Origin of the sequence: Leifsonia naganoensis (genome assembly GCF_013410615.1) — a bacterium.
Taxonomy (GTDB): domain Bacteria; phylum Actinomycetota; class Actinomycetes; order Actinomycetales; family Microbacteriaceae; genus Leifsonia; species Leifsonia aquatica.
On the sequence record NZ_JACCHJ010000001.1, the window covers coordinates 2912863 to 2928766 of the forward strand.

The 15904-nt window shown below is 70.2% G+C and carries 12 protein-coding genes; 8 read left to right on the forward strand and 4 right to left on the reverse strand.

What is annotated here, in order from left to right:
• Positions 1 to 121 precede the first annotated feature (121 nt).
• Complete coding sequence (locus HNR14_RS14095; RefSeq protein WP_179701533.1) at positions 122 to 2023, forward strand: FAD-dependent monooxygenase; 1902 nt, start codon at positions 122 to 124, stop codon at positions 2021 to 2023.
• Positions 2024 to 2100: 77 nt separating this feature from the next.
• Positions 2101 to 2277 (forward strand): hypothetical protein, encoded by a 177-nt coding sequence (locus HNR14_RS14100; RefSeq protein WP_021763187.1) that lies wholly within the window; start codon positions 2101 to 2103, stop codon positions 2275 to 2277.
• On the opposite strand, the gene HNR14_RS21190 is transcribed toward HNR14_RS14100, so the two are convergent.
• Positions 2244 to 4205, reverse strand: coding sequence for a cellulose binding domain-containing protein (locus tag HNR14_RS21190; RefSeq protein ID WP_179701534.1), 1962 nt, complete (start codon positions 4203 to 4205; stop codon positions 2244 to 2246). The genes HNR14_RS14100 and HNR14_RS21190 overlap by 34 nt on opposite strands.
• A gap of 163 nt (positions 4206 to 4368) precedes the next feature.
• Between HNR14_RS21190 and HNR14_RS14110 the strand changes: the two genes are divergently transcribed.
• The gene (locus tag HNR14_RS14110) at positions 4369 to 4902 is read left to right on the forward strand and encodes a phosphotransferase-like protein (RefSeq protein ID WP_179701535.1); all 534 of its coding nucleotides are present in this window, start codon (positions 4369 to 4371) and stop codon (positions 4900 to 4902) included.
• A gap of 54 nt (positions 4903 to 4956) precedes the next feature.
• On the opposite strand, the gene HNR14_RS14115 is transcribed toward HNR14_RS14110, so the two are convergent.
• The gene (locus tag HNR14_RS14115) at positions 4957 to 5622 is read right to left on the reverse strand and encodes a GntR family transcriptional regulator (RefSeq protein ID WP_179701536.1); all 666 of its coding nucleotides are present in this window, start codon (positions 5620 to 5622) and stop codon (positions 4957 to 4959) included.
• 241 nt (positions 5623 to 5863) lie between these two features.
• Here HNR14_RS14115 and HNR14_RS14120 point away from each other — a divergent pair, with 241 nt between their 5' ends.
• A complete protein-coding gene (locus HNR14_RS14120) occupies positions 5864 to 7924 on the forward strand; it encodes an acyltransferase family protein (protein WP_179701537.1) in 2061 nt (686 codons plus the stop codon).
• 91 nt (positions 7925 to 8015) lie between these two features.
• On the forward strand, positions 8016 to 9410 hold the full coding sequence (locus HNR14_RS14125) for an MFS transporter (protein WP_179701538.1): 1395 nt from the start codon (positions 8016 to 8018) through the stop codon (positions 9408 to 9410).
• A gap of 83 nt (positions 9411 to 9493) precedes the next feature.
• On the opposite strand, the gene HNR14_RS14130 is transcribed toward HNR14_RS14125, so the two are convergent.
• Positions 9494 to 11152, reverse strand: coding sequence for a thiamine pyrophosphate-binding protein (locus HNR14_RS14130; RefSeq protein WP_179701539.1), 1659 nt, complete (start codon positions 11150 to 11152; stop codon positions 9494 to 9496).
• Positions 11153 to 11370: 218 nt separating this feature from the next.
• Positions 11371 to 12426: a LacI family DNA-binding transcriptional regulator gene (locus HNR14_RS14135; RefSeq protein ID WP_179701540.1), complete on the reverse strand. Its 1056-nt coding sequence runs from the start codon at positions 12424 to 12426 to the stop codon at positions 11371 to 11373.
• A 144-nt stretch (positions 12427 to 12570) separates the two neighbouring features.
• Between HNR14_RS14135 and HNR14_RS14140 the strand changes: the two genes are divergently transcribed.
• The 3 genes from HNR14_RS14140 (at position 12571) to HNR14_RS14150 (ending at position 15852) form a co-directional block, all read left to right on the forward strand.
• A complete protein-coding gene (locus tag HNR14_RS14140; protein ID WP_039920940.1) occupies positions 12571 to 13503 on the forward strand; it encodes a carbohydrate ABC transporter permease in 933 nt (310 codons plus the stop codon).
• On the forward strand, positions 13503 to 14441 hold the full coding sequence (locus HNR14_RS14145) for a carbohydrate ABC transporter permease (protein WP_179701541.1): 939 nt from the start codon (positions 13503 to 13505) through the stop codon (positions 14439 to 14441). Before HNR14_RS14140 ends, HNR14_RS14145 begins: the two co-directional genes overlap by 1 nt.
• 64 nt (positions 14442 to 14505) lie before the next feature.
• Complete coding sequence (locus HNR14_RS14150) at positions 14506 to 15852, forward strand: ABC transporter substrate-binding protein (protein WP_021757601.1); 1347 nt, start codon at positions 14506 to 14508, stop codon at positions 15850 to 15852.
• Positions 15853 to 15904: the final 52 nt, after the last annotated feature.

Here is a 15904-nt window from a genome sequence, read left to right on the forward strand (position 1 = left end):
CTTTCTCCCTCTCTTCGTCGCGCCCTTGTCGCGCTGCTGTCGTATGCCTATGATCGGTGTGCGATATCAGAATTTGTTGTTCGATAATCGAACAGACCCCACAGCGAAGTGAGGAGAACCCGTGCAGTTCCACCACCACGGTTACGTGTCCGGAGACCCACGTGTGCAGCCCGCGGCCGGGACCGGCATCGACCGTCCCGACGAGCTGCCCGACGAGGTCGACGTGCTCATCGTCGGCACCGGCCCGGCCGGCATGATCACCGCGGCGCAGCTCTCGCAGTTCCCGGGGGTGACGACCCGCATCGTCGAGCGCCGCCCGGGCCGGCTCGCGATCGGGCAGGCCGACGGCATCCAGGCGCGCAGCGTCGAGACCTTCGACGCCTTCGGCTTCGCCGAGCGGATCATCTCGGAGGCGTACCGGATCACCGAGATGGCGTTCTGGAAGCCGGACCCGGCGGATCCGTCGCGCATCCACCGCGCCGCCCGCGCCGTGGACGACCCCACCGGCGTCAGCGAGTGGCCCCACCTCATCGTCAACCAGGCGCGCGTGCTCGACTACTTCGCCGAGTACATGGCGAACGCTCCCGCCCGGATGCGCCCCGACTACGGCTACGAATTCGCCGGGCTGACCGTCGACGATGACGCCGAGCACCCCGTGAGCGTGCGGCTCGTGCGCACGGCGGGCGAGCGGGCGGGGGAGGAGCGGGTCGTCCGGGCGAAGTACGTGCTCGGGGCCGACGGCGCGCGCAGCAAGGTGCGGGAGGCCATCGGCTGCACGCTTGCCGGCGACCAGGCGAACCACGCCTGGGGTGTCATGGATGTGCTGGCCGTCACCGACTTCCCGGACATCCGGACCAAGTGCTCGATCCAGTCGGAGGCGGGCAACATCCTCCTCATTCCGCGCGAGGGCGGACACCTCTTCCGGATGTACGTGGACCTCGGTGAGGTCAGGGAGGGCGACAACGGCGCGGTGCGGGCGACGACGATCGAGCAGATCATCGCGAAGGCCAACGAGATCCTGCACCCGTACGTGCTCGACGTGAAGAACGTCGCCTGGCACAGCGTCTACGAGGTCGGGCACCGCCTGACGGACCGGTTCGACGACGTGATCGCCGAGGAGCTCGGCACCCGGACGCCGCGCGTGTTCATCGCCGGCGACGCGTGCCACACGCACAGCGCCAAGGCCGGCCAGGGGATGAACGTCTCGATGCAGGACGGCTTCAACCTCGGTTGGAAGCTCGGGCACGTGCTCGACGGCCGGAGCCCCGAGAGCCTGCTCGCCACCTACTCGGCGGAGCGCCAGGTGATCGCGCAGAACCTCATCGACTTCGACCGCGAGTGGTCGTCGCTGATGGCGGCGAAGCCCGAGGAGCTCGGCGACCCGACGGAGCTGGAGGACTTCTACGTGCGCACCGCCGAGTTCCCGGCCGGATTCATGACGCAGTACCCGCCGAGCCTCCTCGTCGGAGAGCCCGCGAACCAGGACCTCGCCTCCGGCTTCCCGCTCGGCAAACGCTTCAAATCCCCGATGGCGACGCGGGTCTGCGACGGCAACCCCGTGCACCTCGGTCACCACGCGAAGGCGGACGGCCGCTGGCGGATCTACGTGTTCGCCGACGCGGCCGCGCCGGGGGAGTCGGCAGCGGTCGCCGACCTGGCCGAGTGGCTGGAGCACGCGCCCGCGTCGCCGATCGTGGTCTCCACACCGGAGGGCGCCGACCTCGATGCCCACTTCGACGTGAAGGTGGTCTACCAGCAGCCGCACACCGAGGTCGATCTCGGGGCGGTGCCGTCTGTGTTCCGGCCCCGGGTCGGCCCCTTCGGGCTGATCGACCAGGAGAAGGTCTACGCCGCGGATCCCGCCGACGACGTCTTCGAGGCGCGCGGCATCGACCGCGGCGGTGCGATCGTCGTGGTGCGGCCCGACCAGTACGTCGCGCACGTGCTGCCGCTCGGGGCGACCGACGCGCTCGCGGGCTTCTTCGCACCGATCCTCGGGGCTCGCCGCACGGCGACGGTCTGATCGGATCGGCGCTCGATTCCGGAAACCTACCGTTCTCCCCGTAGGGTGGACACCGTTGTCCACCCGGGGGAGGGTCCGTGAGTCACAAGCGTGCGACCGTCGTGGTCGCCGTCATCCTGGCGCTCGTCGCCATCGCCCTGGTCGGGTTCGGGACCTGGGCGGTGCTGAACGGCGAGACCGGCGCCGGTCAGGGCACCGGTCCCGCCGTCGTCGGGGCCGATCAGCGTGCAGCCGCGACGAACGCCTTCGAGTAGGCCCAGCGCGCGGACGACATCCCGGTGCACATGTAGGCCGGGATTCCGCCGGTGCACGGCTGGTCACGGGTGAGCTCCCACCAGCCGAGCGCCGCGAGGCCGTTCGCCTTCGCATACGCCGCGACCGTCGAGGCGTTCGCGAGGGTGAAGACCTCGCCCGTGTCGTTCACGCCGATCATCGGCGTCACGGCGACGAGGGCGCGGCGCTGCGCGTCGGAGAGCGCGGAATACGCGCTCACCGTCTTCAACTGCGCGGCGGTCGTCGTCGCGGCATCGATGGCGGCCTTCGCCATGTCGGTGACGCCCGTCCCGTAGTCCATCGTCATGAGGTTCACGGCGGAGAGCTGGACGCCGGCGGCGGTGAACTCGCGGATGGTGCGCAGCCCGCTGTCCAGGAGACCGTACGGCATGACCGGGAGCGTGAGGGTGACCTGCAGCGGGTGCCCGGCGGCCGCGCGCTGCTTCTGCAGCGCCGCCACCGCCGTCGCGCGCCGCTGATTCGCCGCGGCGTCGGAGACGTCGGCGCCCTCGATGTCGAAGTCCACGCGGTCGAGGCCGAAGCGGGTGACGACCTTCGTGTACGCGGCGAGGACCTTCGCCGGATCGGTGCAGACCCGTGCGAGCTCGTCGTTCACGGCTCCGCCGAACGAGGCCACGACGCGACCGCCGGCCGACTGGAAGGCCGCGATGTTCGACTGGAAGTCCTGAGTGCCGCCGATCGTGTACGCCGTGTAGCCGGCCCAGGTAGGGGAGCACGCGCTGCTGCGGTCGGCCACGACGAACGCGGCGGTCACCGCGGAGACGCCGCTCGCCTGGCTGAAGGCCGTGAGGTCGGCCGTCGGCCAGAGGCCCAGGTCGACGTACGGGGCGACGAGGAGGGACCCGGACGGCGCAGGGACGGTCGGCGTGGGCGTGGGCGTGGGCGTCGGGGTGGGCGTGGCTGTGGGGGTGGGTGTGGGCTCGGGCGTGCTCGTCGTGCCGTTGATCGTGCACGGGAGGTCCGCTCCGACGACGCGGCAGGCGGTCGGGACGAGACCGGCGCCCGCCGCCTTATTGGACGTGAGTCCGAACGTGATCTCGCCGCCCGCGGGGAGCGACTTCGCGTACGACGGCGCCGTCACGGAGAATCCGCCGGCGGTGGTCGCGGCCGTTCCGTCCCACAGGCTCACGACGGTCGCCGCGGTGTCGAAGGAGAGCTGCCACGGACTGAGGGCGGTGCCCGAGGTGTTGCGCACCCGGACGGCCGACTGGAAGCCGGCCGTCCATTCGGAGGTGGTGCTCCAGGTGACCTGGAGGCCGCCTGTGGTGGGCGTCGGAGTCGGAGTCTGCGTGGCCGTCGGGGTCGGTGTGGGCGTCGGGGTCTGCGTCGGCGTCGCGGTGGCGGTGGGGGTCGGGGTGGCGGTCTGCGTGGTCGTGCCGCCTCCACCCACCGGGCCGCCGTTCACCGAGCACGGCACGGACACGCCTGCGGGCAGATCGACGATGGTGCAGCCCGCCGGCACGATCGCCGCCGTCCCCGCCTTCGTCGCGGTGAGCCCGAAGTTCGTCTTCGCGCCCGGCGTCAGGGCCGTGGCCCAGGAGGGGGCTCCGACCGTGAGCGTGCCCGGCTCCGACGGCTGCTGCACCGCCGACCAGATGCTCACCAGCGTGTGCGGGAAGGTGAAGCGCACCTGCCAGGGCGCCAGCTTCGTGGTCGAGCCGTTGGCGACATCCACGGAGGCCTGGAACCCGGTGGTCCAGGTGTTGGTGGTGGTCCAGGTGACGTCCACGCGATCGGAGGCGGCGCTCGCCGCGGTGGAGGCGACCGCACCCCCGACGACGAGGACGGCGGTGAGGATGGCGGCCGCGAGGGCGGAGCGCCGGCGGCGCGGCGAGTCGGCGGGGCGGGAGTCGGTGGCGCGGGAGTCGGTGCGGGGGAAGTCGATCACGGGGGAACCTCCACTCGGGACGGCCGGTGCCGTCCCTGCCGACTATCGGCGGCTCGCCGCGGATGGTCAGTGCCCGCCGTCCGCCGCGCCGAGGCGGCGAATCATCCGCCGCCTCGACCTGTTTCCGTGCACCTCGCGCCGCCTCGCGAGCGAGAATGTGGGGATGGACTGCGTCTTTCTCAACGGGACGGTCGGCGTCGGCAAGTCGACGGTCGCGGACGCGATCAGCGCGCTCGAACGCGGTCCGCACGCGGTCGTCGACCTCGATCAGCTGCGCCGCCTGCATCCCGCGCCCAGGGCCGACGTCTTCAACCACGAGCTGGAGTTGCGCAACCTCCTCGCGCTCGCCGCGAACTACCGAGAGGCGGGAGCGCGCCGGTTCATCCTGGCCGGGGTGATCGAGGAACCGGCGGAGGTGCCGCGCTACGTCGAGGCGCTGGCCGCCGATGGAATGCTCGTCTGCCGGCTCGTCGCCGAGCCGGCGGTCGTCGAGCGGCGGCTGCGCTCGCGCCATGCCGACGATCCCGAGGGCCTCGAGTGGCACCTCCTTCGGGCGGGGGAGCTCGCCGGGATCCTGGAGGCCGCCGCGCTCGACGACGTGGTCGTCGACACGACCGTGGCGGCGCCTCAGGAGGTCGCCCGACGTGTGCGCGAGGCGGCCGGGTGGGACGATCCGCCCCGCCGAGGCGGCGAATAGTCCGCCCTCTCGGCGGAATCGCGTGCACTTCGTGCCGCCTCGCGGTGGCTCGGGTCAGGCGGGGGTGTGCTCGTGCTCGAGGTAGGCGTCGAGGGTGGCCGAGCGATGGCGGCGAGCGGCGGACTCGATCTCGTCGAGCGGAGCGCCCGACCCGATGAGGGCCACGATGCCCTCGTGCTCGCGCACCGACTCCTGGGCGCGGCCGGGTACGAAGGCGAAGGTGGAGTTGCGGAGGTTGCCCAGGCGTCCCCACTCGGCGTTCACGAGATCCAGCAGCCGCGCGTTCGGGCACGGGCCGTAGAGCGTCGCATGGAACTCGTGGTTGAGTGCCGTGAACGCTCCGGGGTCGAAGTGGTCGAGGCTCGCGACCATCCGGTCGTTGATGTCACGCGCCCGCTTCAGGTCGGCCGGGGTGAGGGCGCGGGCGGCGAGCGCCGTCGCCGACCCTTCCAGGATGGCGAGGGCCTGCATGCTGAACGCGTATTGCGACTCGTCGACCATCGCGACGCGGGCGCCGACGTTGCGCTCGAAGGTGACGAGCCCTTCCGCCTCGAGCTGCCGCAGCGCCTCCCGGACCGGGACGACGCTCATGTCGAGCTCGGCCGCGATCGAGCCGAGCACCAGCCGGTAGCCGGGGGTGTACTCGCGCCGGGCGATCCTCGCCTTGACCCAGTCGTATGCGGCCCGCGATTTGCTCTGCGTTCGTTCGTCGGTCGTCATCGAGGCGATCCTAGTGCGAACCGGAGCTACCGTTGCCGCCCGCCGGACTGCGGTGAATCGCGACCGTCCCTACGCAATCGCTCGCCGCGCGTGCGGAGGTGCACGGTCCTCACACGCAGACGGCGCGCACCGCCTTGCTAAAAATGAGGGCTCAGGGTTCCGGGCCCGCGCGATCCGCGTGCCCGAACGGCCACCTGCGTGACCTGCGAGCGGCCACCCGGCGACCCGAGGAGACCCCCCCATGCCTGTGACCGGCCCCCCACTGACGCGACGCGAGTTGCGCGAGCAGGAGCGTGCCGCGGGACGCAACGCGGCGCCGATCGAATCGCGACGGAGCGCCCGGGAGGCCGCGCGGCCGCGCGACCGAACCAGCGCCCCTGCGACGAGATTCGACGCCGTCGACGGCATGCGAGGCGTCGCGATCATCTCCGTCCTGCTCTACCACTGCGGATGGTCGACCCGTGGGCTCTTCGGCGTCGACGCGTTCTTCGTGGTGTCCGGCTTCCTGATCACTCTGCTGATGATCCGCGAGGCCACGCGCACCGGGCGCATCCAGATCGGGAGGTTCTACGCCCGACGCGCTCGGCGGCTCCTGCCGTCGCTCTTCCTCACCCTCGCCGCCGTTCTCCTCCTCGTCTGGGCGGAGGGAACGCTCGACGAGCTCACCTCCGCCGCCGGGACCGCCGTCGCGTCTCTGCTGCAGGTCGCCAACTGGCAGCAGATCGGGGCGAACGCCGCCTACTGGGACCAGACCGGTCAGATGGTCCCCCTGGGACAGATGTGGTCGCTGTCGGTGACCGAGCAGTTCTACCTCGTCTGGCCCGTGGTCGTCCTCCTCGGGTGGTTCGTGTGTCGCCGCCGACCCGGCGGCCTCGCCATCTGGCTGTCCGTCGCCCTCGTCGCCACGGCGCTCATCGCTCCTCTGCAGTACGACGGCACCAACTCCGATCGGCTCTACCTCGGGACCGATTCGCGCATCGTGGCGTTCGTCGCCGGCGGCGCGGCCGCCGCGGTCGTGTTCCTGATCCTGCGGCGGCGGTCACGCCTTCCACAGGTCGCCCCCGGCCCGCTCGCCCGTGCCGGGGTGACGGCGCTCAGCGCAGCGACGCTCACCGCCGTGGTCGCCGTGAGCATCGCCACGATCGGATACCACGAGGACTGGCTGTACCTGGGCGGATTCGCTCTCGTCGCAGTGGCGATCGCCGTCTTCACTGCGACGCTCTGCTTTCCGGAGAACGCGCTCGTCCGGCCGTTCTCCTGGAAGCCGTTCCGTGTCGTCGGGATGCTGTCGTACTCGATGTTCCTGCTCCACCTGCCCGTCTTCTGGCTGGTGCAGAAGAATTTCGGCCCCGATCTGCACCCTCTTGCCCTCTTTGCGATCGGCGGAATCGCGACCTGGCTCGCCGCCGCCTGCCTGCACTACCTCGTCGCCGAACCGCTGCGCACCCGCGCGTGGAAGCCGGTCGGGGCGACCATCGCCATCCTCCTCGGTGCGGGACTCGTCGCCGGCCTCGCCTGGGGTCTTCCCGTCCAGCGGGCGAACGCCCCTCGTGCCGCGCCCGCGCCGGGTGTGCAGAACACCGACGGTGCCTTCGCCGTCAGCGATCCCCTCCCGTTCCCGACGGCCCCGAACGGCGGGCCCCTCACCGTCGCTGTCGTCGGTGACTCGGTGGCGGGAAACATGTACGCCTCGCTCGCGGAGCACCGCACGGCCGACCTGACGCCCGTCAACGTCACGTACGGCGGCTGCGGGATCTTCGACGCCACACGGGCCCGCGCAGACAGTGGGTTCATCACCGAGTCGCAACGGCTCTGCTGGCCGTGGAAGGACAAGCTGCGCTCGGCCCAGAACGGAAGCGCGCCCGAGGCGATCATCCTGCACAACCTCTGGGACGCGGACGACCAGCTCTTCGAAGACTCCTGGATCGGCCCGTGCACGGACGTGTGGGCGACGCGCTATCGGTCGCAGCTCGAGCTGCTCGTCGCCATCGGAGCCGAGCAGGAGCGGCCCCCGCTGATCCTGCTCTCGAACGACCGGCCCCGTGATTGGACGGTGTCGCTCACGAGCAAGCGGCTCGGCTGCAAGACCGCGATCGAGGACGCGGTCATCGCGGCCCATCCGAATGTCGTCCGCCTCGATCTGCACGCCGCTGTCTGCCCGGGCGGGACGTGCCGGACGACCACGCCGGACGGCGCTCAGCTCTATTCGGACGGCGCCCACTTCACGCCGGAAGGGCTCGCACTCATGGCCCCGTGGTTGCAGAACGAGATCGCGCGGACCCTGCCCTCGGTCTCGCCGTAGGGTTCATATCCGAAATCATATAATATACGATCGAGACGGATGCAGCCCATCCACTCGACAGACGACGACGTCGATCGAAGGAGAACCCCGCATGAGCACGTCGCAGCCATCCCCGCCCCCGCCCGCCGCGTTCACGCCGACCGGGAGCTTCGCCGCCCGGACGGATCGCCGGAGGGTCGTCTTCGCCACCGTGGTGGGCACTACGGTCGAGTGGTACGACTTCTTCATCTACGCGTCGGCCGCCGCGCTGGTCTTCGGCCAGCTCTTCTTCGAGCCGGCAGGACCGCAGTTCGCGACCATCCTGTCGTTCCTCACCGTGGGCGTCAGCTTCCTGTTCCGCCCGCTCGGCGCCTTCATCGCCGGGCACCTGGGCGACAAGTACGGGCGCCGATTCGTGCTGATGATCACGCTCATCCTCATGGGCGCCGCGACCGCGCTCGTCGGCCTCCTGCCGACGTACGCCGCCATCGGCATCGCGGCTCCGATCCTGCTCGTGCTCCTGCGCATCGTGCAGGGCATCTCGGCCGGCGGCGAGTGGGGAGGGGCGGTGCTGATGGCCGTCGAGCACGCGCCGACCGCGCGCCGCGGCCTCTTCGGAGCGTCGCCGCAGATCGGCGTGCCGCTCGGCCTCCTGCTCGCGTCGGGCACGATGGCGCTCATGGCCGTGATCGCACCGGGCGACGCCTTCCTCGCGTGGGGCTGGCGCGTGCCGTTCCTGCTGTCGATCGTCCTCATCCTGATCGGCTACTACGTACGCCGCCGGGTGGAGGAGAGCCCGGTCTTCCTCGAGATCGCCCAGCGCAAGGAGCAGACCCGCACCCCGATCGTGCAGTTGTTCCGCAAGCACGCGCTGCTCGTGGTGATCGCCGCGCTGATCTTCGCCGGCAACAACGCCGTGGGCTACATGACGACCGGCGGCTACATCCAGAACTACGCGACGAACCCGGACGGGCCGATCGCGCTCGACCGCGGCCCCGTGCTCTGGGCGGTCGCCGCGTCGGCGGTCACCTGGCTGCTCTCCACCTGGTACGCGGGCCGGCTGAGCGACCGCATCGGGCGCCGCACGACCTACATCGCGGGCTGGATCCTCCAACTCGTCGGCGTCTTCTCCCTCTTCCCGCTGGTGAACACCGGCAGCGTGTGGCTGCTCTTCCTGGGCATCGCCGTGCTGACGATCGGGCTCGGCTTCACCTACGGACCGCAGGCGGCCTACTACGCGGAGCTCTTCCCGGCGTCGGTGCGCTTCTCGGGGGTGTCGATCTCGTACGCGATCGGCGCCATCCTGGGCGGGGCCTTCGCGCCGACGATCGCGACGGCCCTGGTGCAGGCGACCGGATCGACGTTCGCCGTGACGCTCTATCTGGCTGGCATGACGGTGATCGGACTGATCGCGACGCTGCTGCTGCGCGACCGCACCGGCATCCCGCTCGGGCCGGACAACGAGGCCGAGCAGGCGCGCTCGCCCATCTACGGCGCCCGCGGCTGACACCCGCCTCCGCACGCGAAGTTCACGAAAGGGCGCCTATTCCGCACGGAATGGGCGCCCTTTCGTGAACCTCGACGGTGGGGCTAGCTGTTCACGCGGTAGATCTCCTGCTGGTACGGCGCCACGACGGTGGGGGAGATGCGCAGGTCGAGGAGCAGGAACGGGCGCTCGTCCGCCGGGCGTGCGGCCCACTCGGCGAGCACCGCGAGGTCATCGAGCGTGCGGATGATCGCGGCCTCGGCGCCGACGGCGCGGGCGAGCCCCGAGAAGTCGACCGTCGGGATGAGCATGGGCGCCTGTGCGAGGCCCTTCCGGCCGTAGACGTGCACCTCGGCGCCGTAGGCGGCGTCGTTCCAGACGACGGCCAGGCCGTGGCCTCCCGCGACGCGTACGGCGGACTCCAGGTCGGCGAGGGCCATCAGACCGCCTCCGTCGCCCGTACTCAGCACGACGGTGGACTCGGGATGCGCGACCGCGGCGCCCGGGACGCTCGGGAACCCGAGACCGATCGACTGGTACGCCGTGCCGACCATCATCATCCGGTCCGGGGAGGCGACGGGCCAGTACATGTTCGCCCAGCCGATGAAGTGTCCGCCGTCGGAGACGACGACGCGGTCCTCCGGCAGCAGCTCGCCGATGCGCGCGGCGGCGGCGCGCGGGTCGAGCAGGCCGTCGTCGGCGAGACCATCGGCCCGGCCCAGCTCGTGCGCACGCAGGGCAGTGACGTCGACCGACTCGCGCCAGCCCGACGGGCGGCCATCGCGCTCGCCCAGTTCGGCGACCAGCGCCTCCGCCACCACCCGCGCGTCGCCGCGCAGGTAGCTGCCGACGTAGGGGTGCGTCGCGGCGGCGGCGACATCCACCTGGATGATGCGCGTTCCGGGCGCGAACAGTCCGCCGAACCGCATCGTGAACTGGTTGAGGGAGGCTCCGAAGACGAGGGCGACGTCGGCCTCCCGGATGAGCTCCATCGCGGCCTCCGCGCCGAATCCACCGCTCACGCCCAGGTCGTAGCGGTCGTCGGGGAAGACGCCGCGGCCCAGCGCGGTCGTGGCGGTGATCGCACCGGTCGCGTCGGCCAATGCGCCGAGCGCCTCGCCCGCCCCGGCGATCCAGGCGCCGCGGCCCGCCAAGAGGAGCGGACGCTCCGCGTGCGCGAGGGCCTCGGCCGCCGCCGTCACCGCACCGGCGGCGAAGGGTCCCGTCGGCGCGAGGGGCGCGGGCAGCACGGGCTGCGGTGCGGCCGGGATCGGCCCCGCCTCCCGCGTCGCGATGTCGTAAGGGATCGCCAGGACCGTCGGCACGCGATAGGTGAGCGCGTGCTCGACCGCGATCATCGTGGTCGCCGCGGCATCCGCGCGGCCCACGGTGTACGTGCGGGCGCCGACGGCGGACGCGAGGGCGATCTGGTCGACGCCCCACGGCCGCGGGCCCGAGGTGGGCTCATCGCCGACCAGCAGGATGAGCGGGATGCGCGCCTGAACGGCCTCGGCCAGGGCGGTCAGCGTGTTCGTGAAGCCCGCGCCGTAGGTGGCGGTCGCCGTGGCGAGGCCGCCCGACGCTCGGTGGAACGCGTCGGCGGCGACCACCGCGCCTCCCTCGTGCCGCATCGGCGTGTACGGGACGGCGCCCTGGCGCTCCAGTGCGTCGAGGACGTAGGCGTTGCCGTTGCCCATCACCCCGAAGACATGCTGGACGTGGGCGGCGAGGGTGGCGGCGACGTGTGCGGAGACGGAGGGCATGGCGGAGCCTTTCGAGACAGGACGGATGGTGAGCTTCCGTATGTGTCTCGCGCGCGCATCCCCGCGCGCGCCTCGTGCCCATTTTTCGAGCATCGGCGGGAGCGGCCCGCCGGACTCTCGCAGTATAGCCACGGATGCGGTCCGCGAGACGTGAGTAGTTGCGGGTGATGCGACCTCCGCACCCGTGTCTACTCACGTCTCGCGAGAAGCGGCGAGGGCTAGCGCGGGGCGGGGCCCGTGCTGCCGCGCACGACCAGGCGGGTCGGGACGACGGTGGAGGTGACCGGCTCGGGCCGGCCCTCGATCTCGGCGATGAGCAGCTCGACCGCGCGGCGTCCGGTGGCCTCGAACTCCTGGTGGATGGTCGTCAGCGGCGGCCAGAACGAGTCGGACTCGGCCATGTCGTCGAAGCCGACGACGCTCACGTCGTCCGGGACGCGTCGGCCGGCCTCGTGGAGTGCGCGCAGCACGCCCAGCGCCATGCGGTCGTTGGCGGCGAAGACCGCGGTGATCTCGGGACGCTCGGCGATCGCGAGACCGTGCTCGTAGCCGGTTGCCGTCGACCAGTCACCGTGCAGGACCTCCGGCACGGGCGCGCCCGCGGCCTCCAGGGTCTCGCGCCAGGCCTCTTCGCGCCGCCCCGCGGAGTACGACTCGGTGGGACCGGAGATGTGCCACACGGTCTCGTGGCCCAGCGACAGGAGGTGCTCGGTGGCGAGGCGCGCACCGAGCGCCTGGTCGTTGTCGACCTGGGGGTAGTCGGGGCGCTGGGTGGAGTCGATGACGACCACCGAGAGGCCCTCGGGCAGCTCGACGTCGGCGCCGTCGACGATGTGCGCCTCGATGACGATGATGATGCCGTCCACGGCCTGCTCCAGCAGGCGCGAGAAGGCGATGCTGACGTCCTTCTGCGTGGGCCGCTCGACGGGCACGACGGTGATCGAGTAGCCGGCGGTGGCCGCGTTGACGGCGATCGCGTCGAGCGTGCGCATGTTGCCGTACGACGAGAGGGTGAACATCACGACGCCGAGATTGCGGAAGCGGCCGGAGCGGAGGGCGCGCGCCGCGTGATTGGGGCGGTAGCCGAGCGCGTGCATGGAGGCGAGCACGCGCTCGCGGGTGGCGGCCTCCACGTTGGTGAGGCCGTTGGCCACACGCGACACGGTCTGGGTCGAGACGCCGGCATGTGCGGCCACGTCGCCGAGGGAGGGGCCCCGCTTGCGCCGGCCGCGCGGCGCTGTGCCGGGCGCGGGCTCGGCGATCGACTCGGTCATAGCTCCCCATTCTGCTGAACTCCGCGCATTCTGCGTGGATATGCACACCGGACTTGCGCGATGTTGACGTCAACATGTTAGGGTATGCCAGCAGATGTTGACGTAAACATCACCGTGTTGCCCCCGAACCATCCAAGGAAGGCCATGACAACGACGTCCCTCACGCCGCCGGCCAGCCGGCAGGCCGTCTCTCCGAAGCCCCGCAAGCGCCGCGCCCGTCGCGACTGGCGCGGTTGGGCCTTCGTCGCTCCGTTCATGGTCGTGTTCGCCGCGATGATCATCGCGCCGGTGCTCTACGCCATCTACCTCAGCCTGTTCCGGCAGCAGCTCATCGGCGGCAACGCCTTCGTGGGCCTCAGCAACTACATCGCCGTGTTTCAGGACGAGAAGTTCTGGGAGTCGCTCGGCCGGGTGTCGATCTTCCTGGTCATCCAGGTGCCGATCATGCTCGCGATCTCCCTGATCGCGGCGCTCGCCCTCGACAGCGCGCGTCTGCACGGCTCCGGCTTCTTCCGCATCGCGCTGTTCCTCCCGTATGCGGTCCCCGGCGTCGTGGCGGCCCTGATCTGGGGCTTCATCTACGGCGACCAGTTCGGCCTCACCGCGAGCGTCAACCAGCTGTTCGGCACGAGCCTCGCGCCGCTCAGCGGATCGTGGATCCTCGGCTCGATCGGCAACATCGTCACCTGGGAGTTCATGGGCTACAACATGCTCATCTTCTACGCGGCGCTCCGCGTCATCCCCGGCGAGCTGTACGAAGCCGCGGAGATCGATGGCGCCGGCGCGTTCCGCCAGGTTTTCAGCATCAAGATCCCCGCGGTCCGCGGCGCGATCGTGATCGCCACGATCTTCTCGATCATCGGCAGCTTCCAGCTCTTCAACGAGCCGAACCTGCTCAAGCAGATCGCCCCCAACGCGATCAGCAGCTACTTCACCCCGAACATGTACGCCTACAACCTGTCCTTCGCCGGGCAGCAGTTCAACTACGCGGCCACGGTCGCGATCGTGATGGGAGTGGTCACCGCGGTGATCGCGTACGTGGTCCAGCTCCGCGGCTCCCGCAAGGAGGTCAACTGATGGCCACGCTCACCGACGTCGCCCCCACCCGCTCCGACCGCGCCGCCGCCCGTAAGGCGGAGCGCCGAGCCGAGAAGTCGTTCACGCAGGGCCGCCGCCCGCGCCGGTCGATCCTGCTCACCATCGTGATGGTGCTCTTCACGGTCTACTCGCTCGTGCCGCTCGTGTGGCTGATCGTCAACGCGACGAAGACCCAGCCGGACCTCTTCTCGTCGTTCGGTCTCTGGTTCGGGAAGGACTTCAATCTCTTCCAGAACATCGCGGACACGCTGACCTACCGCGACGGCATCTTCCTCAAGTGGCTCGGCAACACCCTGCTCTACGTGGTCGTCGGCGCCGGTGGAGCGACCCTGCTCGCCACCGTCGCGGGCTACGGGCTGGCGAAGTTCAACTTCCCGGGCAAGCGCGCGGTGTTCGCGATCGTGCTCGGCGCCATCGCGGTCCCGGGCACGGCGCTCGCGGTGCCGACCTTCCTCATGTTCAGCCAGGTCGGCCTGACGAACACGCCGTGGGCGATCATCCTGCCCTCGCTCATCAGCCCTTTCGGTCTGTACCTGATCTGGACGTACGCCACCGAGGCCATCCCGACCGAGCTGCTCGAGGCCGCCCGGATGGACGGGGCGAGCGAGTTCCGCACGTTCTTCACCATCTCGCTGCGACTGCTCGCACCGGGCGTCGTCACCGTCGCCCTGTTCGCGATCGTGGCGACCTGGAACAACTACTTCCTGCCGCTCATCATGCTGAGCGATCCGACCTGGTACCCCCTCACGGTCGGCCTCAGCCAGTGGAGCGCGCAGGCGACCGGGGTCGCGGCACAACCGATCTACAACCTGGTCATCACCGGATCGCTCCTGACGATCGTCCCGATCGTCGTCGCGTTCCTCTTCCTGCAGCGCTTCTGGCAGTCGGGCCTCGCCGCCGGCAGCGTCAAGCAGTGATCAACGGCTCCATCCCTCGCACCACCGCATCACCCTGAATCCCAATGAAGTGAAAGGAACACCCATGAAGCGCATCCTGCGTTCACGGTCGCTCCGGCGGGTCGCCACGGCGATCGTCGCCACGGCCGTCGTCGGCGCCTCGCTGGCCGCGTGCTCGTCCGGTTCGAGCTCGTCCAGCGGCAGCGGATCCGACGTCGACGCCGCCCTCAAGGCCGGCGGCGAGATCACGTACTGGTCGTGGACCCCCTCCGCCGAGGCCCAGGTCGCGGCGTTCGAGAAGGAGTACCCGAAGGTCAAGGTCAAGCTGGTCAACGCCGGCACCAACACCACCGAGTACACCAAGCTCCAGAACGCGATCAAGGCCGGCTCCGGCGCCCCCGACGTCGCCCAGGTCGAGTACTACGCGATCCCGCAGTTCGCCCTCTCCGACTCCCTCGTCGATCTGACCCAGTTCGGCTTCGACAAGCTCAAGAGCGACTACACGGCCGGTCCGTGGAGCTCGGTGAACGTCGGCGGCAAGCTCGTCGGCCTCCCGCAGGACTCGGGGCCTATGGCGATGTTCTACAACAAGACGGTCTTCGACAAGTACGGCATCGCCGTGCCGACCACCTGGGACGAGTACACGGCCGCAGCGGAGAAGCTGCACGCCGCGGACCCGAACGCCTACATCACCAGCGACTCGGGTGACTCCGGCTTCACCACCAGCATGATCTGGCAGGCCGGCGGCCGTCCGTTCAGCGTCGACGGCACCAAGGTGACCGTCAACCTGCAGGACGAGGGCACCAAGAAGTGGACCGCCACCTGGAACAAGCTGGTCGAGGGCAAGCTGCTCTCCTCCGTTCCCGGCTGGAGCGACGAGTGGTACAAGGCGCTCGGCAACGGCTCGATCGCGACCCTGATCACCGGCGCGTGGATGCCCGGCACCCTCGAGTCGTCGGTCACCGAGGCCTCCGGCCAGTGGCGCGTCGCGCCCATCCCGACGTACGACGGCAAGCCCGCCAACGCCGAGAACGGCGGCGGCGGCCAGGTCGTGCTGAAGCAGAGCAAGAACCAGGCGCTCGCGGCTGGCTTCCTCAAGTGGCTGAACAACGACGAGTCGAGCATCAAGGTGTTCCTGAAGTCGGGCGGCTTCCCGTCGACCACCAAGGACCTCAGCTCCGACGCGTTCCTCTCCGACGCCCCCGAGTACTTCGGTGGCCAGAAGATCAACGAGGTGCTCGCCGACGGCGCGAAGAACGTGTCGACCGGATGGCAGTACCTGCCCTACCAGGTGTACGCGAACAGCATCTACGCCGACTCGGTCGGCCAGTCCTACGCGTCGAACAGCGATCTGAACACGGGCCTGAAGGCCTGGCAGCAGTCGATCGTCGACTACGGCAACAAGCAGGGCTTCACCGTCACCGGCAAGTGACCGCCCCGCGTGGCCGGTCGCTCACCGCGGCCGGCCACGCGTCTGCACCGAT